We start from the raw sequence: 17,416 nt of genomic DNA on the forward strand, positions 1-17,416 counted from the left end.
TCAGAAGGCCGGTTTAATCAGGCCATCGAGCCAGCGCGGATCGAGAACCGCCTCCAGCTCCGCCGCCACGCCGTCGAGCGCCGCATCGACGCTCGCCCGGTAATCGAAGCCGCCGCCCTCGATGCCGAAATCGGCAAGCAGCCCGGCGCGATAGGCGTCGCTCGACAGAAGGCCGTGCAGATAGGTGCCCATCACCCGCCCGTCGGGCGAGAGCGCGCCGTCCGGCCGCCCGTCGATGCTGACGGAGGGACGCAGCGCATCCGGCCCGGTGGTGCGGCCGAGATGGATCTCATAGCCTTCGAGCGGCACGTCATATTGCAGCGAGCGGGCCGTGCTGTTGCGCACAGTCTTTTCCGGCGCCATCTCGGTCTCGACCGCCAGCAGGCCGAGCCCCTCGACCTCCCGTTCACTGCCCTCGATGCCGAGCGGGTCGGTGACACGGCTACCGAGCATCTGGTAGCCGCCGCAGATGCCGATGACCCGGCCGCCGCGGCGCATGTGCAGGGCAAGGTCGCGGTCCCAGCCGGCGGCACGGAAATCCCTGAGATCCGCGATGGTCGATTTCGAGCCCGGCAGGACGACAAGGCCGGCATTGGCCGGAAGCCGTTCGCCCGGCCGCACGAAGACGAGGTCCACCTCCGGCTCGGCCTTCAGCGGATCGAGATCGTCGAAATTGGCAATGCGGGAGAGAACGGGCACGGCGACCTTCAGCGCCCCGCCCTCGCCCCTGGCCAGCCGCTCCAGCACCACCGAATCCTCGGCCGGCAGGCGCGCCGCCTCTCTCAGCCACGGCACGACGCCGAAACAGGGCCAGCCGGTGAAGCGGGCGATCTCGGCAATGCCGCTGTCGAACAGCGTCACATCGCCCCGGAACTTGTTGATGAGATAGCCGGTGACCATGCGCCGGTCCTCTTCCGGCAGGATGGCATGGGTGCCGACCAGCGAGGCGATGACGCCGCCGCGGTCGATGTCGCCGACGAGCACGACCGGCACGCCGGCGCGCGTGGCAAAGCCCATATTGGCGATGTCCCCGGCCCGGAGGTTGATTTCCGCCGGCGAGCCCGCACCCTCGACGACGACGAGATCGGCGCCGTCCGCGATCGTCTCGAAGCTTTCCATGACGGCGCCCATCAGCTTCGGCTTCAGCGCCTGGTAGTCGCGCCCCTTCGCCTGGCCGAACACCCTGCCCTGCACGATGATCTGGCTGCCGACGTCCGATTGCGGCTTCAGGAGCACCGGGTTCATGTGCACGGAGGACGGCACGCGGGCGGCCAGCGATTGCAGCCACTGGGCCCGGCCGATCTCGCCGCCATCGGCCGAAACGGCGGCATTGTTCGACATGTTCTGCGGCTTGAAGGGGCGCACCTTCAGCCCGCGATTGGCGGCAATGCGGCACAGCCCCGCCACCAATACCGTTTTTCCGACATCCGAGCCGGTGCCCTGGAGCATGATCGTTCTGGTCATGCGGTCCTCGTAGCATTCCCGCCCATTGCCGAAAAGCCCTGACCTACCGCAATTTAGCCGCAATCCGCGCCCGGCCGCTCGCGCCTTTTCCCGGCGAACCGTCATGCGCCGGGAGCATGGCTGTCATGCTGTTCCTTTTGCGACATATTGCGCCGTGAACAACCATGGTTTTCCGCATGGAGAACGCCTATATCAACGCTATCACACAGCCGAGGCGCGTGGCTTCGGGTTTCAAGGACAAAGACAATGCTGTTCATCTTCAGCAAGCCGAACTTCGTACAGATCGCCTGGAACGGCGAAGCCCCCCAGAGCCAGTCCCGCGTGCGCAACGTCGTCATGGACGCGCCGCTCGGTCCCCTCGGCTTCATCCGCACGCGCAACGTCGGCTGATCCTTCGAGCGCGACGTCAGGTCCCGCTCGCATCCAGCGCCGTCTCTCTCCGGGAGGCGGCGTTTTTTATTGCCCTGAAACGGCGAAAGCCGTGCATCCCTTCCGGTGATGCACGGCTTGCCAAAATACGCATGGCGGCGTCCGACAAAAACGCGTCGGAGCCCAGGCACCCCGGTACGCAATACCTTTCCGGAGCAGGCGGCGATGTCCCCCGCCGTGAGAGAACCAATAGCGGTACATCCTTACCGGACCGTTATCGGGAGCTTAAGCAAAGATGAATCGCGATTATTTTTGAAAATTTTTGCGATAATTTTCCGAAGGCCCGAAGCGGCGCATTCGGAACAGGATTTGTCCGCTTTCAGCGACCATCGCGCCTTACCGTGCGAACCACCCCCCTGATCATTTGCCCTGATGCGAGCAAACGCCCATTTTTTCCACCGCAAGGTTGCTGGAATTTCAGCCTTTCGGGCGGCCGGAGCAGCCCGTCGGCCATATGCCGGCCGCGCAGGAGGTTGATTTCTCTATGAGAACCCGTAGGCTGCCCTTGTGACGCACGAAGATAGGTTGTCGGTGACAGGGTTCCGCCGGCAAACCAGAAAAAGGCTCGGCGTCGCTGCAGCAGGGGGATTGGCTCGCCTCACCTGGCATCGGATCCCCGTGGCTGTCGCAAAACTTTCGGGCAGTCGGGACAACGCAGTAGCCTGCGCTGCCTTCCGGGTTGATCGCTGCATCCAAGACTGGGAGGTCTTAATCCATGAAGAAGCTCCTTGCTTCCACCATCCTTGCCGCCGGCCTTTACGGCTTTGCCGGTTCTGCCCAGGCGGCAGACTGCGGCGACGTCTCGATCGCCGAAATGAACTGGGCCTCGGCGGGCGTCGCCGCCCATGTCGACAAGCTCATCCTCGAAAACGGCTATGGCTGCTCGGTCACGCTGGTGACCGGCGACACGATGCCGACCTTCACCTCGATGAACGAGAAGGGCGAGCCGGACGTCGCGCCCGAAATGTGGGTCAATGCCGTGCGCACGCCGCTCGACGCGGCGATCGCCGAAGACCGCCTGATCCAGCTTGCGCCGCTGCTTTCGGAAGGCGGCGTCGAAGGCTGGTGGATCCCGAAATTCCTCGCCGACGCGCATCCCGACATCAAGACCGTGCAGGACGCGCTGAAGCATCCGGAACTCTTCCCCGCGCCGGAAGACTCCTCCAAGGGCGCCGTGCACAACTGCCCCTCGGGCTGGAACTGCCAGGTCTCGACGGACAATCTCTACCGCGCGCTGGATGCCGACAAGGACGGCTTCACGCTCGTTGACACGGGCTCGGCGGCGGGCCTCGACGGCTCGATCGCCAATGCCTTCGAGAAGAAGAGCGGCTGGCTCGGCTACTACTGGGCGCCCACCGCCATTCTCGGCAAGTACGAGATGACCAAGCTCTCCTTCGGCGTCGAACACGACAAGGCCGACTGGGACGCCTGCACCGCCGTGCCGGACTGCCCCAACCCGAAGGTCAACTCCTATCCGACCTCCGACGTCTTCACCGTCGTGACCAAGGCCTTCTCCGAAAAGGCCGGCGTTGCCATGGACTACATGAAGACGCGCCAGTGGGACAACGGCACGGTCGGCAAGGTTCTCGCCTGGATGGACGAGAACCAGGGCACCAACGAGGACGCCGCCAAGCACTTCCTCGAAACCTATCCGGACATGTGGACCAAGTGGGTCGCTCCGGATATCGCGGAAAAGGTCAAGGCCGCGCTCTGACGACGGCCTGCCGGCAGCCCTTCACGGCTGCCGGCTTTCCGGCGACCTGAACGAGGGTGCAGGCAAACCGCCCGACGCCCGCTCAAGAAACTGCAGAGGTCGCAAACAGCACAGTATCAAGCGGCAGTTCGTGAGAAGACGGACTGCAAGCCGGGAACCAGAACAAGAATATCCCTGTGCGCGCCGTCCCGTTCGCAAGGCAAGAAAGCGCTCTTGCGGTGCGGGACAATAACTTCCGGTAGAAGAGGGGAAGAGGATGGCAGGCCTATGCGAACTGTTGCCAGGCTTTCTTTGCAAGTTTCCAGCCTTCAGTGACGCCAGCATCCGCGGCGCAAGAAAAGTCATAGACGACGGCTTCAAGAGCCTCGTCAGGAGTTACGTCAACATCATCGATGCAATGGTCCAGCCATTGCAGTGGTTCCTGAACTACCTGGAGCGGCTGTTCGTCAGCTCGCCCTGGCCGATCATCCTGATCGCGATGCTGGCCATCGTCTATTTCGGCAGCCGCAACATCAAGATCACCGTCGGCACCGCCCTCTCCATGTTCGCCATCGGGCTGCTCGGCCTGTGGAACGACACGATGGTGACGCTCGCCATGGTGACGGTCTGTACGCTGATCGCCGTCATCGTCGGCATCCCGATCGGCATTCTCATGGCCCGCTCCGACCGGGTGCAGTCCTTCGTCAACCCGGTCCTCGACGTGATGCAGACGATGCCGAGCTTCGTCTACCTCATCCCCGTCGTCATGATCTTCGGCATCGGCAAGGTGCCGGGCCTCATCGCGGTCGTCATCTATGCCGTGCCGCCGATGATCCGCCTCACCAATCTCGGCATCCGCCTCGTCGACAAGGAGGTGCTGGAAGCGGCCGACGCCTTCGGCTCCTCCGGCTGGCAGAAGCTGAGGAACGTGCAGATGCCGCTCGCCCTGCCCACCATCATGGCCGGCATCAACCAGACCATCATGATGTCGCTCGCCATGGTCGTCGTCGCCTCGATGGTCGGCGTCGGGGGGCTCGGCAAGAACGTGCTGCAGGCCATCAACAACCAGTTCTTCACGGTCGGGTTCCTCAACGGGTTCGCGCTCGTGGCCATCGCCATCATCTTTGACCGTACAAGCCAGGCCTATGGCAAGCGGCTGCAGAAGCATTCGGAGGTAATTCATGGTTAGTCATGCAATCGAGGTCCGCAATCTCTACAAGATCTTCGGCCCGCGGGGCGGCGACTATGTCGATGCGGTCAAGAACGGCCTCGGCAAGGCGGAACTGAACCAGAAATACGGCCATGTGCTGGGCCTGCGCGACATCAACATCTCCATGCCCGCCGGCGGCATCATGGTGGTGATGGGCCTGTCCGGCTCGGGAAAATCGACGTTGATCCGCCACATCAACCGGCTGATCGACCCGACCGCCGGCGAGGTGCTCTATGACGGCGTCGACGTCTGCAAGATGAGCGAGAACGACCTGCGCGAATTCCGCCGGCACAAGACGGCGATGGTGTTTCAGAAATTCGCGCTGCTGCCGCACCGCACGGTCCTGGAAAACACCGTCTACGGCCTGGAGATCCAGGGCGTGGCGCAGGCGGAGCGTGAGAAGCGCGCCAGGCAGTGGATCGCCCGCGTCGGCCTCGCCGGCTTCGAGAACCACTATCCGAACCAGCTTTCGGGCGGCATGCAGCAGCGCGTGGGCCTTGCCCGGGCGCTGACCAACGACGCCGACATCCTCTTGATGGACGAAGCCTATTCGGCGCTCGACCCCTTGATCCGCGTCGACATGCAGACCGTGCTGCTCGACCTGCAGAAGGAGCTGAAGAAGACCGTGGTCTTCATCACCCACGATCTCGACGAGGCGCTGCGCCTCGGCGACAAGATCGCGATCCTGCGCGACGGCATGGTCGTGCAGCAGGGCACCGGGCAGGAGATCGTGCTGAACCCGGCGGACGAATACATCACCGCCTTCGTGAAAGAGGTGAACCGCGGCCGCGTCGTCAACGTCGAGACGATCATGGCGCCGCTCTCGGGCAATCCCGAGGGCATGCCGATCGCCAAGGGCACGGTGCTCGAAATGGCCGCCCGCGCCATGACGGCGGCCAACCAGACGCTCGCCCATGTCGTCGACGAAGCCGGCCGGCCGATCGGCGCGCTCAGCCTCAGCGCCATCATCTCCAGCATGGTGACGCCCACGAGCCACGAGGCGCAAGCGGCCTGAACCGCCCGGCAGACGAACAGAGAGGGCGCCCGGGGCGCCCTCTCCTTCGTCACCCTCGGGCTTGACCCGAGGGTCCACTCGGCACCCGGGTGTGGATGGTCGGGGCAAGCCCGACCATGAGGGAGGAGAGGGAGTCACCCGGCTTCCCGTCGACTGGAAGCGTCCTCCGGAACACCCTCTTCTTTGCCGCCAATCCATCATTGCAATCACATAAAGAAATCTTTATATGATGTGACAAACAGAAGGATATGCCGATGACCGCGACGAACCCGCTTGCCCAGCTTCTTGCCGAAAAGCCCTTCCTGCTCGCCGATGGCGCGACCGGGACCTCGCTCTTCGCCATGGGCCTCGAAGCCGGGGAAGCGCCGGAACTGTGGAACGAGGCCAGGCCGGAGAACATCACGAAGCTGCACCAGGACTTCGTCGATGCCGGCGCGGACATCATCCTCACCAATACTTTCGGCGGCACGCGCCATCGCCTGAAGCTGCACCATGCGCAGGACCGCGTCTTCGACCTCAACAGGAAGGCCGCCGAGATCGCCCGCGCGGTCGCCGACAAGGCGCCGCGCACGGTGATCGTCGCCGGCTCCGTCGGCCCGACGGGCGAACTGCTCGTGCCGCTCGGCGCGATGACCTATGACGACGCCGTTTCCGCCTTCGCCGAGCAGATCGAGGGCCTGAAGGCCGGCGGCGCGGACGTCGCCTGGATCGAGACCATGTCCTCGCCGGAGGAAATCCGCGCCGCGGCCGAAGCCGCCACCAAGGTCGGCCTGCCCTTCGTCTATACCGGCTCGTTCGACACGGCCGGCAAGACGATGATGGGCCTGCATCCGCGGGACATCCACGGCGTTGCCGGCGATATCGGCGCAGGTCCCCTCGCCGTCGGCGCCAATTGCGGCGTCGGTGCGTCCGACATCCTCTCCTCGCTGCTCGACATGACCGGCGCCGACCCGTCCGCGACCGTCGTCGTCAAGGGCAATTGCGGCATCCCGGAATATCGCGGCGCAGAAATCTACTATTCCGGCACGCCGCCGCTGATGGCCGAATATGCCCGTCTTGCCCGCGATGCCGGCGCACGCATCATCGGCGGCTGCTGCGGCACGTCCTGCGAACACCTTGCCGCCATGCGCGTGGCGCTCGACGCGCACGAGCCGCGCGAACGCCCGACGCTCGCCGCGATCATCGAGACGATCGGCCCGCTGCGCAACAAGACCGCCGACGAAAGCGCCGCCGCGCCCGCCCGCGAACGCAGCCGCCGCCGCGGCTGAGGCCAGCCGCCGGCACGAAGGATCATCAGCCGCCCCGGCCACGCCGCGGGCGGCTTTCCTTTGCCCCGACCTTTGGACGCGGATAGGTGCCGGCATTACCTGCAAGGTAATCGATCTGCTGCGGAAGGCGCCGTAGGGTTCTCCCATACCGCCACGCACAGGAGAGACCCATGACCACCTACGCGCTCGCCCACCTTCGCAATGTCGCCTTCGGCGCGGAAATCATCGCCTATCTCGAGGCGATCGACGCCACCATGGCGCCCTTCGGCGGCCGGTTCGTGCTGCACGGTGACGGCAACAAGCGCGTGCTGGAAGGCAGCTTCTCCGGTGACGTCGTCATGCTGTCCTTCCCGAGCCGCAGCGCCGCCGAGGCCTGGTACGCGTCACCCGCCTACCAGGCGATCCTGCCGCTGCGCACCCGCAACGCGGATGGCGACGTGCTGCTGATCGACGGCGTCGACGACGACCACAAGGCGACCGACATCCTGCAGAAGGGCTAGCGCGCTTCCCCAGCAAGAAACGCCCGCCAGGCCGCCAGCCCCGCCTCCATGTTGCGCCGGCCGAAGCCGACGCGGAAACGATCCGGCGGCACGGGCAGGAGGTCCGAGACGTAGAGGCTGGAGGGCAGCAGCAGCACGCCCTTCTCCTCCACCAGCCGGCGGCAATGCGCCTCGACGCCGTCGGCGCCGCGATAGCGCGGAAAGGCGACGCAGCCGCCGTCCGGCTCGGCCCATTCGTAGAGATCCGGATAATCGGCGAAGAAGGCGCCGAGCCTTGCCATGTTCTCCGCGCAGAGCGCGCGGTTGCGGGCGAAGATCGTTTCGCGCACCTTGATCGCGATGCCGGCCAGCACCTCGGAGGGGCGCGCATTGCAGATGGAGAGGTAGTGCTTCATCTTCTCCATGCGCGCCAGCAGGGCATGGTCCTTGCTGGCGATCCAGCCGATGCGCAGACCTGGCAGGCCGTAGGCCTTGGACATCACGTTGAGCGAAATGCCCTTGTCGAACAGGTCGGCCGCCTGCGGCAGGCGTTTTGCGGCGTCGATCTCCAGCCCGCGATAGACCTCGTCGGAAAAGAGATGGATGCCGCGCCCGGCGCAAAGATCGACCAGGCCGCGGAAGATTGCCTGGTCGGCGATGGTGCCCGTCGGGTTGTTGGGGAAATTGACGGCGATGAGTTTTGTTTCGGGGCGCAGCGCGGCGCGCACGTCGTCGAGATCGAGCTGCCAGCGGTTTTCCGGCCGGAGCGCGATGCCCGTGACATGGCCTGATATGGTGACCGGCATCGTCTCCATCGACTGGTAGTTCGGCACGGTGACGATGGCATGGTCGCCGGGCGCAAGCAGCGCCAGCATGGCGCAGTAGAGCCCCTCCTCCGCACCGGCGAAGGTGAGGATATCGGCGCCTGACAGCGTGTCATAGGTCGTCGCGATGGTCTCGCGCAGTTCGGGCGCACCCCAGGTCTCGGTATAGCCGAGCGCAACGCGCTCCCAGGCCTCGCGATCCTCCGGACCGGCCAGCGCCAGGAGGTCCGACATGGTCATCGTCTCGGCATCGCTTGCCGTCATGTGATGGCGCGCCTTGAATTCCCAGCGCGAGAAATGGGTTTCGAGGCGGAAATCCGGCAGCGTGGTCACGGGGTCCTGTCCTTCTGGCTCTGGCGCCGGGCATCGGCGAGGTAATTGTAGATCGAGGCGCGCGAGGCACCGATGAGGCCGGCGAGATGGTCGACGGCATTGCGGGTCTGGAACAGGCCGCGCTCGTCGAGCGCGGCGACGAGCGCCACCCGGTCGCCCTTCTTCAGCGCCGTCAGCGCCAGCCCGCGGGTGCGCAGCCAGTCGTGCAGCGCCGTGTTGATCTCCTCGCGCCAGTCGCCGGCGAAAAGCGATGCCGGGCGGGCGGCCGCCGCGCCGGCAAAGGCCGAAAGCAGCTTGGCCGCGGCGTCGAAATGCGACACGTCCATGTTGATGCAGAAGAGGCCGAGCGCCCGGCCGAAATCGTCCTTCAGCACCGCCGTCACCGATTTCAGGCGCCGCCCGTCCTCGCCGGTCTTCTCGTAGGGGCCGTAGATGCCGCCCTCGCCGGCCTCCTCCAGCGCCTCCTCGACGAGCGATTCCATGCCCGCCTTGCGGCCGGAAAAGGCGTTCCAGATACCGGCGATCAACCCCGTTTCGAGATCGTGCAGCACGACCTCGGCATGGGGATAGAACAGGGTCGAGATGGCCGCGGCCGTCGCGGTGTGCTGGCGAAGCAGCAGGTCGGCGTTTGATGAGTCGTACATGCGGGCAAACAATCCAAAGATAGATAATTTGTCAATATTGGATTTTTAGTCCAAACATTCGGTCACAGGCTTGCGACCCGCTTTCTCCCTGTCCTATCCAGAGAAATTCCAGCAAGAGTGCGCAGCGGTCTTGCGTCCGGAATTGCGTTAAAAATAGAAGTCAGAACGATTCTTGGGAGACGATCATGAGTGCCGATCTTGCAGCCTTTCCCGACCGGGAGACCGTGGCCGACAAGCTGGCTGTCCTCGGCGAGGCCGACCAGGCCTATCTGCGCCTCCTGATGGAAAATCCCAAGCAGGACGAGAACCTGCTCGAAGGCCTCGACCTGTATCTCGACCGCGCCGCCGCCGCCCGTTTCCTCAATTCCCTTAAGCTGGAAAGGCTCGGCGAATGGCTGGGCGAGACGGCGCCGGCACGCCTGCAGATGCGGCTGACCGAGGCGGCCCGCTCCAGCCAGCATGCCGCCCATGCCGCCTTCCGCGCGGGCCTCACCCGCTCCGGTGGCCTTGAAAGGGCCTATCCGAAGGCCTGATCCGCCGGCACCGCCAGCGGGCCGAAGGATTTGCGGATCATGTCGGCCATGCCGTCGATGGTCGGCCCGCCGCGCCGCGGATTGCGCTTCAGCACGACGCGGGAGGAATCGATCGGCGGGAAGCCGTCCGCCGCGGTCAGCTCGCGCGTGCCGGGCGGGATGTTGCTGCGGGAGAGCGGCGCGACGGCAAGCCCGCTTGCCACCGCCGAGCGCAGCCCGCCGCTGGTGTCGCAGGTATAGGCGATGCGGTAGGGGATCGCGTGCCGCTCCAGCGAGCGCAGGGCAAAGTCCCGGCACCAGCTCGAGCGCCAGTAGACGGCGATCGGCATGGGGCGCTCCAGATGCCGGTTGTGCGCCACGGAGGTGACCCAGACCGTCGGATCGATCGCCAGAAGCTCGCCGGAAACCCCGTCGCACCAGTCGAAGATGATGGCAAGGTCCAGTTCGTCGGCCTCAAGCGCTGCCATCTGCTGGGCGGTGTAGCCGCACAGCACCGTCACCTCGGTATCCGGATGGATTTCCGCGAAGGCGGCCAGCGCATTGGGCAGGACCGTCTGGTTGTATTCCTCGGGGATGCCGACCCGCACCGGCCCGTCCAGCGGCACCGTGCGCATCGCCGCCGTGGTCTCGTCGACGAGCCCGACGATGCGCCGCGCATAGGGCAGCAGCCGCTGGCCCTCCCGCGTCAGGGCGACGCCGCGCGGGCCGCGCTCGAAGAGCGTCGCGCCCACCGAGTCCTCCAGCTTGCGCACCTGCATGCTGATCGCCGACTGCGTTCGCCCGAGCCTGTCGGCGGCATGGGTGACATTGCCGGCCTGGGCGACGGCAACGAAGATGCGGAGCAGGTCGCTTTCGAGAGGTGGATACATTGGCGCCATCGCTTTTCCTGATGCCTGCCATAATCGCTATTCGTTTGTGAAATGTCTACGGTTTTGCTTGGCTTTGTCCTGAAAGGGAAGGCAAGGCCATGGGAATCATCGCAAAACTCTTGAAACAATGGATGCGGTTTCGCCGCAGGCAGGCGGAGCGGGAAGCCTTGCGGCTGCTCGTTGCGCGGCGGGATATACGGCTGCTGCGCGATGTGGGGCTGACCTTGGTCGAAGGCAGCGAGCGCGGCTATGCCCTGCTGCCACAGGTCAGGGAGCGCCGCTGGACCGCGCCCCTCATCCGGCTGCCGCCGCCTTCTCCCCGCAGGCGGGGCGACGGCGATGCCGCGCCCGCTTCCGCAAGCAACATTCACAATGTGAAGGAAAAGCCCGCTGCGTAGGTCGTTTCCTCGGCTTGCGGCATATGGCGAGATCCCCCTCTGGCCTGCCAGCCATCTCCCCTTGAGGGCAAGGGATTCGCGCATAGGGGCAGAACGATGCCACAACTCCCTTCGCCCCCTGGCGGAGAAGGGAGTTGTGGCGACGATTGCATTTCATAGGCGAATCCCTTGCCCTCAAGGGGAGAGGGCCGGTGGGGCAAAGGGAGTACCGATTGCCTCTGCCCGCGAGGACAAGGGCCGGTGGGCCAGGGGCAAGGCGGCCTGCCCTATTCCGCCTTCTCGCCGGAAAGGCCGCCGGCGAGCTGGACGAGCCTCAAGAACTCCGCGCGATAACCGAAGGGGTCGTTGCCCTTCGCCGCTTCCGCAAGGCCGAGGATCGAGCCATAGGCATAGTCCTGCAGGGCGCTCACGCCCTTCAGCTTCTGGCCGAAGGCGGCGACGGCGACGGAGAAGCGCACATCCGGCGCAGCGGCGTTCACGTCGGCGACGGCATCGGCATCGGTCACCGGCAGGGTGGCGAGCTCGCTCGTGTCGCCATCCGGCTTCTTCCAGCGCATCTTCAGGAAGGCGAGCTCGCCGCTCTCGGCCACAGGCGCCGCTGCCGCGTTCTCCTTGCCGTAGCGCAGCGGATCGTTCAGCACGGCGGGGCTGCCCTTCGGCGTCACCTCGTAGATCGCCGTCACCCGGTGGCCGGAGCCGATGTCGCCCGCATCCACCTTGTCGTTGTTGAAATCTTCGCGGTTGAGCACGCGGGTCTCATAGCCGATCAGGCGGTATTCGGCGATGCGCTCGGGGTTGAACTCGATCTGGAACTTGACGTCCTTGGCGATGGGGAAGAGCGAGGCGCCCGCCTCCTCCACCAGCGTCTTCTGCGCCTCGGCCAGCGTGTCGATATAGGCGGCCGTGCCGTTGCCGTTCTGCGCCAGCGTCTGCATCATGCCGTCATTGTAGTTGCCGCGGCCGAAGCCGAGCACGGAGAGGAAGATGCCGCTCTTGCGCCGCTCCTCGATGATGCGCTTCAGGTCGTCGTCGCTTGCGGGGCCGACGTTGAAATCGCCGTCCGTCGCCAGCATGACGCGGTTGACGCCATCCGTCTTGAAGGCTTTTTCAGCCAGCCGGTAGGCCGCCTCGATTCCCTCCGCGCCTGCCGTCGAGCCGCCCGGCTGCAGCGTGTCGATGGCGTCGAGGATCTTCTGCCGGTCCTTCACCGCGGTCGGCTCCAGCACCACGCCGGCATTGCCGGCATAGGTGACGATGGAGACGGTGTCCGTGTCCTTCAGCTTGCCGACCAGCAGGCGGAAGGCACCCTTCAGGAGCGGCAGCTTGTCCGGCGCGTCCATCGAGCCGGAGACGTCGATGAGGAAGACGAGGTTGGCCGCGGGCTGCGCCGTCGCCGCCGTATCGAACCCCTTGATGCCGATATGCAGCAGCTCGGTGTCCTTGTTCCACGGCGTCGGCAGGACGGTGACGGTGGCGTTGAACGGCTTTTCCGCCGTCTCCGGCCCCTTCCAGTCATAGGGGAAGTAGTTGACCAGCTCCTCCACCCGAACGGCCTCCCGGTCCGGCAGGCTGCCGCCGAGCAGCGCGCGGCGCACATAGGAATAGGACGCCGTGTCGACATCGGCGGAGAAGGTCGAGACCGGATCGGTGGCGACGCTCTTCACCGGGTTGGGATCGGCCGAGGCGAAACGCTCGCGGTCCTCCGCGGGCACGGGCATCGCGATGGCGTCCGCCGTCGCGGAGGGCTGCGTGATGGCGCGGCTCAGCGGCTGCGTGGCGACCGCCCCGCCCAGCGCAAAGGAATCCGGCGCGGCGGCGAGGGCCTCCTCTTCCCGGCTCTCGGCAAGCGGCACAGGCTCGGCAGCCAGCATGCCGGTCGGCTGCGCGGCCTCCGCGTTCGGCGTGGTCTTCTTGGCCTCCTGCTGGCGGGTGCGCAGATCCTGGTCGCCGGACGTTTCGGCGACCTCCGTCGTCACGGTGAGCGGCACCGTGCCGTTGGTCACCAGTTCATAGGTCACGAGGCCGGCGACGGGCACGACGAGCAGCGTGGCAAGGGCCGAGCCGGCGAGAAGTCTGCGGTTCATGATGGGGCTCCATATCCGGTTGAAGATGGAGCTTTGACGCCCGCCTGCGGACGATCCTTGGGAGCTGGCCGCATTTTTTTCCGCGCCGTCGAACGCCTCCATGGCGGCGGCGAGCGCACAGGCACGGGCCGCGGGGTCGGCGGCCGGCGCCCTGTCGCGGGCGAGTTTTTCGAGGTCGAGATCGCTCATCGTCTGTCCTTCCGTCACGCGGCCGCATCGCGCAAGAGCACCTTCAGGCGCTTGCGGGCCTCGTGCACATGCCAGGAAATCGTCGTTTCGGCGCAGCCGAGCACGTCGGCGGCGGCCGCATGGCTGAGGCCTTCGCCGTAGATCAAAAGCACCGCGTCGCGCTGCTTGTCGGGCAACTGGCGCACCGCCTGCCAGAGCTCCTCGTTACCGTCCTCCGCGGGGGTGCCGTCGAGCACCGCCTGTTCGCGCAGATAGGCGGCGTCGCGCCATTCGGCCCGGCGCCGCTTGCGTAGCTGGTCGCGCGCGGCATTCAGCGTCACCGTATAGAGCCAGGTACCGAAACGGCTCGCGCCCTTGAAGCCGCGGATGGCGCTTGCAAGGCGTATGCAGACCTCCTGCGCCACGTCCTCGGCATCCTGCCGGTCGCCGCACCACCGCCAGGCGACGGCATGGATGAAATCATAGCGGCTTTCGACAAGCGCGGCGAAAGCCTGCCTGTCGCCCGATGCCGCCTTTTCGACGAGTTCTGTTTCCACGGGTCCATCCCGATTGCTGTGCACTGTCCTTTCAGACGTGCGTCGGGCCGCGATCCTTGGGTGCCCTTCCAAAAAATTTTCTCACCAGGGCAGATTTTTCACGACGGCGATGATGGTGCCCATCACGGCATCCCGGTCGTGGCGCCGGATTTCCGGGGCGTAGAGGCTGGAAATGCTACCATCGAGGAAAAGCGCGTTGCGGCTGTGCAGCCGGTCCCGGAAGAGCGTCGCGAAGTCGTGGAACCGGACGGGATCGTTCGAGATGACGAAGGCGATCCGCCCGTCGGGAAGGCTGCCGACCCCGTTGCGGATCTGCAGGCTCGTGCCATCGGCAAGGAACCGCGGATGGATGTTCCCGTCGATGACCAGCATCGGCCCGGATTGCGTCGCCTCGCGCGGCGAAAGCCCTGCCCTGGCAAAAGCCTCCGTCTCCATCACGCCGGCCCTGCCCTCGCCAACCCAGAACACGCCGTTCGGCTTGAGGAAGAAATTGCCGAACGCATCGCCCCGGTTGAGCGCGCCGGCCTCCCGCCCCCCTTCCACCAGAAGGCCGACCGGCCCGTAATCGGGGTGATACATGCCGCCGTTCATGGCGAAGGTCATGTGCTGCCCGTTGCGCAGGAGATGGGTGTTGAGCTGGTCATAGCGCGCGCCGCGGCTGACGAGCGTGGCCGCACCGAAGAGCCGGATCGTCTCTTGCGCCGGGTCGAATGTGCAGACGGTGTAGCGGCCGGAGAGATGCTCGATCTCGGTACATTTCGGCGGTTCGGCCATGGCAATGCTCCGCAGGGTCAGGGCGGCAAGAAGAAGAAAGAGGAACAGAAGGACGCGCATGCCCCTGGCTCCGCCGGCAATGCGGCGAATTTAGCAGCAGGCCCGACAAAAGATCAAAGCGACAGCGCCGCCATGTGAAAGCGAAGCTGGGCCTCGTCATAACGATAGGCCGCCCCCACGGGACAGGCCGCGCGGGAAAGGCAGCCGGCGACCATGCAGCCGCCCTGCCCCGCCGGCATGCGCAGATGCGCCCGGCAGGCGGGCACGTCGAACATGTCGAGACGGACGGCACCGGCGGGACAGGCCGCCAGGCACGGCTTGTCGGGACAGTGCGCACAGGGGTGCGGCGCGGTGCGCAGGGGGGCGTCCGCGATCGGCATCGAAAAGCCGAGCGCGCCGCGATAGCCGTGCCAGAGGCCGTAGACGGGATGGATGAGGATGCCGAGCGGCGAGGCCTTCAGGCCTTCCGCCCGCATCGCCCAGCGCTGGAACGGCTGCCAGGGCGGATCGGAGGGAAACCAGGCGGTCGCGCCGGCCGCCGCGGCGACGGTCCGGATGACCTCTTTCGACCAGGCGTCGAGCGGGTCCGGGCCGTCGCGATCCGCCTGTTCGGCCCGCCAGCGCGAAAAGGCCGGCCAGATCGAGCTGCCGATATTGCCGACGAGCGCGACGCCGGCCGCAGGGCGGCCATCCGCAAGGTCTGGTGCCGTCTCGTCCCCGGACAAATCGACGGTGCCGCGCAAAAAAAGACCGTGCGGCTTCAGAGCCGCACGGATCGTATCGAGATCGGGGCGACGCCCCCTCACCGGGTCACGTCCCCCTTGAGTTCATAGTGGGGACGCCAGACTTCCTTCTGGATCATGTCCGCCACCCGCGTTGCTCCGCCTTGCTCCCTGGCGCGATCGGGACCCTTTCAGGTGAAGGCGTCCGGCATCGAGTCCTTGCGGCTCTTGACGTAGGCGAGCAGCGCCTCGTCGATCGCCGGATCGAGATAGGGCGCCTCGTAGCTCTCCAGCCAGGTGCGGCAGAGCGCGTTGGCGCGGTCCTCGATGCGCTTCTGGCCCTCGATCTCCCACTGCTCGAACGAGTTGTTGTCGGCGAGCGGCGAGCGGTAGAAGGCGGTCTGGAAGTTGGCCTGGGTATGGGCGCAGCCGAGATAGTGGCTGCCCGGGCCGACCTCGCGGATCGCATCGAGCGCCTGCGCATTCTCCGAAAGGTCGATGCCCTCGGCGAACTTCTGCTGCATGCCGAGCTGGTCCTGGTCGATCATGAACTTTTCGTAGGAGGCGACGAGGCCGCCTTCCAGCCAGCCTGCTGCATGCAGCACGAAGTTCGTGCCGGCGAGCAGCGTCATGTTCAGCGTGTTGGCCGATTCGTGGGCAGCCTGCGCATCCGGGATCTTCGAGCCGCAGAGCGAACCACCGGTCCGGAACGGAATGCCGAGGCGGCGGGCAAGCTGCGCCGCGCCGTAGGAAACGAGCGAAGGTTCGGGCGAGCCGAAGGTCGGCGCGCCCGACTGCATGGAGATCGAGGCGGCGAAGGTGCCGAACAATACCGGCGCACCCTTGCGGATGAGCTGGGTGAAGGAGGCACCGGCGAGAACCTCGGCCAGGATCTGCGTCAGCGTGCCGGCGACCGTCACCGGGCTCATCGCGCCCGACAGGATGAACGGCGAGACGACGCAGGCCTGGTTGTGCCGCGCATAGACCTTCAGCGCGCCCACCATGGTCTCGTCGAAGACCATCGGCGAGTTGGCGTTGATGAGGTTCATCATGACCGTGTTGTTTTCGACGAACTCGTCGCCGAAGACGATCTTGGCCATGGCGATCGAGTCTTCCGCGCGTTCCGGCGCGGTGACCGAGCCCATGAACGGCTTGTCGGAATATTTGATGTGGCTGTAGACCATGTCCAGGTGACGCTTGTTCACCGGAACGTCCACCGGCTCGCAGACCGTGCCGCCGGAAGAATGCATGGACGGCGCCATATAGGCGAGCTTCACGAAATTGCGGAAATCCTCGATCGTCGCATAGCGGCGGTTGCCTTCGAGGTCGCGCACGAAGGGCGGGCCGTAGACCGGCACGAAGACGGTGGCCTTGCCGCCGATATGCACGCTGCGCTCGGGATTGCGGGCATGCCAGGTGAAGCTGGACGGCGCGGTCTTCAGGAGCTCGCGGCAAAGGCCCTTCGGAAAGTGGACGCGCTCGCCCTTGACGTCGGCGCCGGCTTCCTTCCAGAGCTGGAGCGCTTCCGGATCCTCGCGGAACTCGATGCCGATCTCCTCCAGCACCCGGTCGGCATTCGCCTCGATGAGCTGCAGGCCTTCCTCGTCGAGGACCTCGTATTCCTTGATCTTGCGGGTGATGTAGGGCAGCGACGGGCCCGGACCGCCCCCCGTGCGCGAGGCACGCCGCGCGGCCGCACCGCGCCCCTCACGCGAGCGGCGACCACCACCCTCGCTTGCCACCTGCTGAATGTCCTCGCTCATGATCCGTCTTTCCTTGTTATCCCGGTGCCGAAAGCACCGCGGGCCTTGTTCTTCCGGCGCCCGAACGCGCCTTTCTTTCTATGCTAGCAAGCCGCCGGGGCGGGGCGGTTCTCAATGCGCCAAGCGGTGGCGCACGCGGGATACCGGCTCGCCTGGAACTATAGCGGGATTGCGACGGGCAGCGTAGCG

17 protein-coding genes are annotated in these 17,416 nt (G+C 65.8%); 8 read left to right on the forward strand and 9 right to left on the reverse strand.

The annotated features are described in order from the left end of the window. Entirely contained in the window at positions 1-1,464 is a 1,464-nt protein-coding gene (locus tag shn_RS10490; RefSeq protein ID WP_064330351.1) for a cobyric acid synthase, read from the reverse strand. Positions 1,465-1,710: 246 nt separating this feature from the next. Between shn_RS10490 and shn_RS35775 the strand changes: the two genes are divergently transcribed. From shn_RS35775 to shn_RS10515, 6 genes are all read left to right on the forward strand, one after another. After that, positions 1,711-1,854 (forward strand): hypothetical protein, encoded by a 144-nt coding sequence (locus shn_RS35775; protein WP_023517380.1) that lies wholly within the window; start codon positions 1,711-1,713, stop codon positions 1,852-1,854. A 754-nt stretch (positions 1,855-2,608) separates the two neighbouring features. Beyond that, complete coding sequence (locus shn_RS10495) at positions 2,609-3,607, forward strand: ABC transporter substrate-binding protein (RefSeq protein WP_064330352.1); 999 nt, start codon at positions 2,609-2,611, stop codon at positions 3,605-3,607. A gap of 256 nt (positions 3,608-3,863) precedes the next feature. Next, the gene (locus shn_RS10500; RefSeq protein WP_064330353.1) at positions 3,864-4,775 is read left to right on the forward strand and encodes a proline/glycine betaine ABC transporter permease; all 912 of its coding nucleotides are present in this window, start codon (positions 3,864-3,866) and stop codon (positions 4,773-4,775) included. Beyond that, positions 4,768-5,811: a glycine betaine/L-proline ABC transporter ATP-binding protein gene (locus shn_RS10505; RefSeq protein WP_064330354.1), complete on the forward strand. Its 1,044-nt coding sequence runs from the start codon at positions 4,768-4,770 to the stop codon at positions 5,809-5,811. Before shn_RS10500 ends, shn_RS10505 begins: the two co-directional genes overlap by 8 nt. Positions 5,812-6,065: 254 nt before the next feature. Continuing rightward, complete coding sequence (gene bmt, locus shn_RS10510; RefSeq protein WP_064330355.1) at positions 6,066-7,079, forward strand: betaine--homocysteine S-methyltransferase; 1,014 nt, start codon at positions 6,066-6,068, stop codon at positions 7,077-7,079. Between the two features lie 170 nt (positions 7,080-7,249). Then, the gene (locus shn_RS10515) at positions 7,250-7,579 is read left to right on the forward strand and encodes a DUF1330 domain-containing protein (protein ID WP_064330356.1); all 330 of its coding nucleotides are present in this window, start codon (positions 7,250-7,252) and stop codon (positions 7,577-7,579) included. Here the strand turns inward: shn_RS10515 and shn_RS10520 are convergent. Both shn_RS10520 and shn_RS10525 read right to left on the reverse strand, forming a co-directional pair. Next, the gene (locus shn_RS10520) at positions 7,576-8,715 is read right to left on the reverse strand and encodes an aminotransferase class I/II-fold pyridoxal phosphate-dependent enzyme (protein ID WP_064330357.1); all 1,140 of its coding nucleotides are present in this window, start codon (positions 8,713-8,715) and stop codon (positions 7,576-7,578) included. The genes shn_RS10515 and shn_RS10520 overlap by 4 nt on opposite strands. After that, entirely contained in the window at positions 8,712-9,359 is a 648-nt protein-coding gene (locus shn_RS10525) for a transcriptional regulator (protein WP_064330358.1), read from the reverse strand. Before shn_RS10525 ends, shn_RS10520 begins: the two co-directional genes overlap by 4 nt. 185 nt (positions 9,360-9,544) lie before the next feature. Between shn_RS10525 and shn_RS10530 the strand changes: the two genes are divergently transcribed. Further along, positions 9,545-9,892: a hypothetical protein gene (locus shn_RS10530; protein ID WP_064330359.1), complete on the forward strand. Its 348-nt coding sequence runs from the start codon at positions 9,545-9,547 to the stop codon at positions 9,890-9,892. Here shn_RS10530 and shn_RS10535 read toward each other — a convergent pair. Further along, the gene (locus tag shn_RS10535) at positions 9,877-10,761 is read right to left on the reverse strand and encodes a LysR family transcriptional regulator (RefSeq protein WP_064330360.1); all 885 of its coding nucleotides are present in this window, start codon (positions 10,759-10,761) and stop codon (positions 9,877-9,879) included. The genes shn_RS10530 and shn_RS10535 overlap by 16 nt on opposite strands. Positions 10,762-10,859: 98 nt before the next feature. On the opposite strand from shn_RS10535, the gene shn_RS10540 reads away from it, so the two are divergent. Further along, positions 10,860-11,159 (forward strand): hypothetical protein, encoded by a 300-nt coding sequence (locus shn_RS10540; protein WP_064330361.1) that lies wholly within the window; start codon positions 10,860-10,862, stop codon positions 11,157-11,159. A gap of 266 nt (positions 11,160-11,425) precedes the next feature. Here shn_RS10540 and shn_RS10545 read toward each other — a convergent pair whose 3' ends face one another. The 5 genes from shn_RS10545 to shn_RS10565 form a co-directional block, all read right to left on the reverse strand. Continuing rightward, complete coding sequence (locus shn_RS10545) at positions 11,426-13,432, reverse strand: VWA domain-containing protein (RefSeq protein ID WP_064330362.1); 2,007 nt, start codon at positions 13,430-13,432, stop codon at positions 11,426-11,428. Between the two features lie 14 nt (positions 13,433-13,446). Continuing rightward, positions 13,447-13,968: an RNA polymerase sigma factor gene (locus shn_RS10550; protein ID WP_064330363.1), complete on the reverse strand. Its 522-nt coding sequence runs from the start codon at positions 13,966-13,968 to the stop codon at positions 13,447-13,449. Positions 13,969-14,049: 81 nt separating this feature from the next. Next, entirely contained in the window at positions 14,050-14,802 is a 753-nt protein-coding gene (locus shn_RS10555; protein ID WP_064330364.1) for a phosphodiester glycosidase family protein, read from the reverse strand. 53 nt (positions 14,803-14,855) lie between these two features. Continuing rightward, on the reverse strand, positions 14,856-15,548 hold the full coding sequence (locus shn_RS10560) for a 4Fe-4S dicluster domain-containing protein (RefSeq protein ID WP_064330365.1): 693 nt from the start codon (positions 15,546-15,548) through the stop codon (positions 14,856-14,858). Between the two features lie 107 nt (positions 15,549-15,655). Beyond that, positions 15,656-17,227 (reverse strand): trimethylamine methyltransferase family protein, encoded by a 1,572-nt coding sequence (locus tag shn_RS10565; RefSeq protein WP_064330366.1) that lies wholly within the window; start codon positions 17,225-17,227, stop codon positions 15,656-15,658. Positions 17,228-17,416: the final 189 nt, after the last annotated feature.

Origin of the sequence: Shinella sp. HZN7, assembly GCF_001652565.1 — a bacterium.
Classification (GTDB): Bacteria; Pseudomonadota; Alphaproteobacteria; order Rhizobiales; family Rhizobiaceae; genus Shinella; species Shinella granuli.

What these genes read in the sequence shown, in the direction of transcription:
- shn_RS10505 (WP_064330354.1), top strand. Translation starts at nt 4,768, where the DNA reads ATGGTTAGTCATGCAATCGAGGTCCGCAATCTCTACAAGATCTTCGGC.
- shn_RS35775 (WP_023517380.1), top strand. Translation starts at nt 1,711, where the DNA reads ATGCTGTTCATCTTCAGCAAGCCGAACTTCGTACAGATCGCCTGGAAC.
- shn_RS10545 (WP_064330362.1), bottom strand. Translation starts at nt 13,432, where the DNA reads ATGAGCGATCTCGACCTCGAAAAACTCGCCCGCGACAGGGCGCCGGCC.
- shn_RS10495 (WP_064330352.1), top strand. Translation starts at nt 2,609, where the DNA reads ATGAAGAAGCTCCTTGCTTCCACCATCCTTGCCGCCGGCCTTTACGGC.
- shn_RS10515 (WP_064330356.1), top strand. Translation starts at nt 7,250, where the DNA reads ATGACCACCTACGCGCTCGCCCACCTTCGCAATGTCGCCTTCGGCGCG.
- bmt (WP_064330355.1), top strand. Translation starts at nt 6,066, where the DNA reads ATGACCGCGACGAACCCGCTTGCCCAGCTTCTTGCCGAAAAGCCCTTC.
- shn_RS10555 (WP_064330364.1), bottom strand. Translation starts at nt 14,802, where the DNA reads ATGCGCGTCCTTCTGTTCCTCTTTCTTCTTCTTGCCGCCCTGACCCTG.
- shn_RS10490 (WP_064330351.1), bottom strand. Translation starts at nt 1,464, where the DNA reads ATGACCAGAACGATCATGCTCCAGGGCACCGGCTCGGATGTCGGAAAA.
- shn_RS10565 (WP_064330366.1), bottom strand. Translation starts at nt 17,227, where the DNA reads ATGAGCGAGGACATTCAGCAGGTGGCAAGCGAGGGTGGTGGTCGCCGC.
- shn_RS10500 (WP_064330353.1), top strand. Translation starts at nt 3,864, where the DNA reads ATGGCAGGCCTATGCGAACTGTTGCCAGGCTTTCTTTGCAAGTTTCCA.
- shn_RS10530 (WP_064330359.1), top strand. Translation starts at nt 9,545, where the DNA reads ATGAGTGCCGATCTTGCAGCCTTTCCCGACCGGGAGACCGTGGCCGAC.
- shn_RS10540 (WP_064330361.1), top strand. Translation starts at nt 10,860, where the DNA reads ATGGGAATCATCGCAAAACTCTTGAAACAATGGATGCGGTTTCGCCGC.
- shn_RS10525 (WP_064330358.1), bottom strand. Translation starts at nt 9,359, where the DNA reads ATGTACGACTCATCAAACGCCGACCTGCTGCTTCGCCAGCACACCGCG.
- shn_RS10535 (WP_064330360.1), bottom strand. Translation starts at nt 10,761, where the DNA reads ATGTATCCACCTCTCGAAAGCGACCTGCTCCGCATCTTCGTTGCCGTC.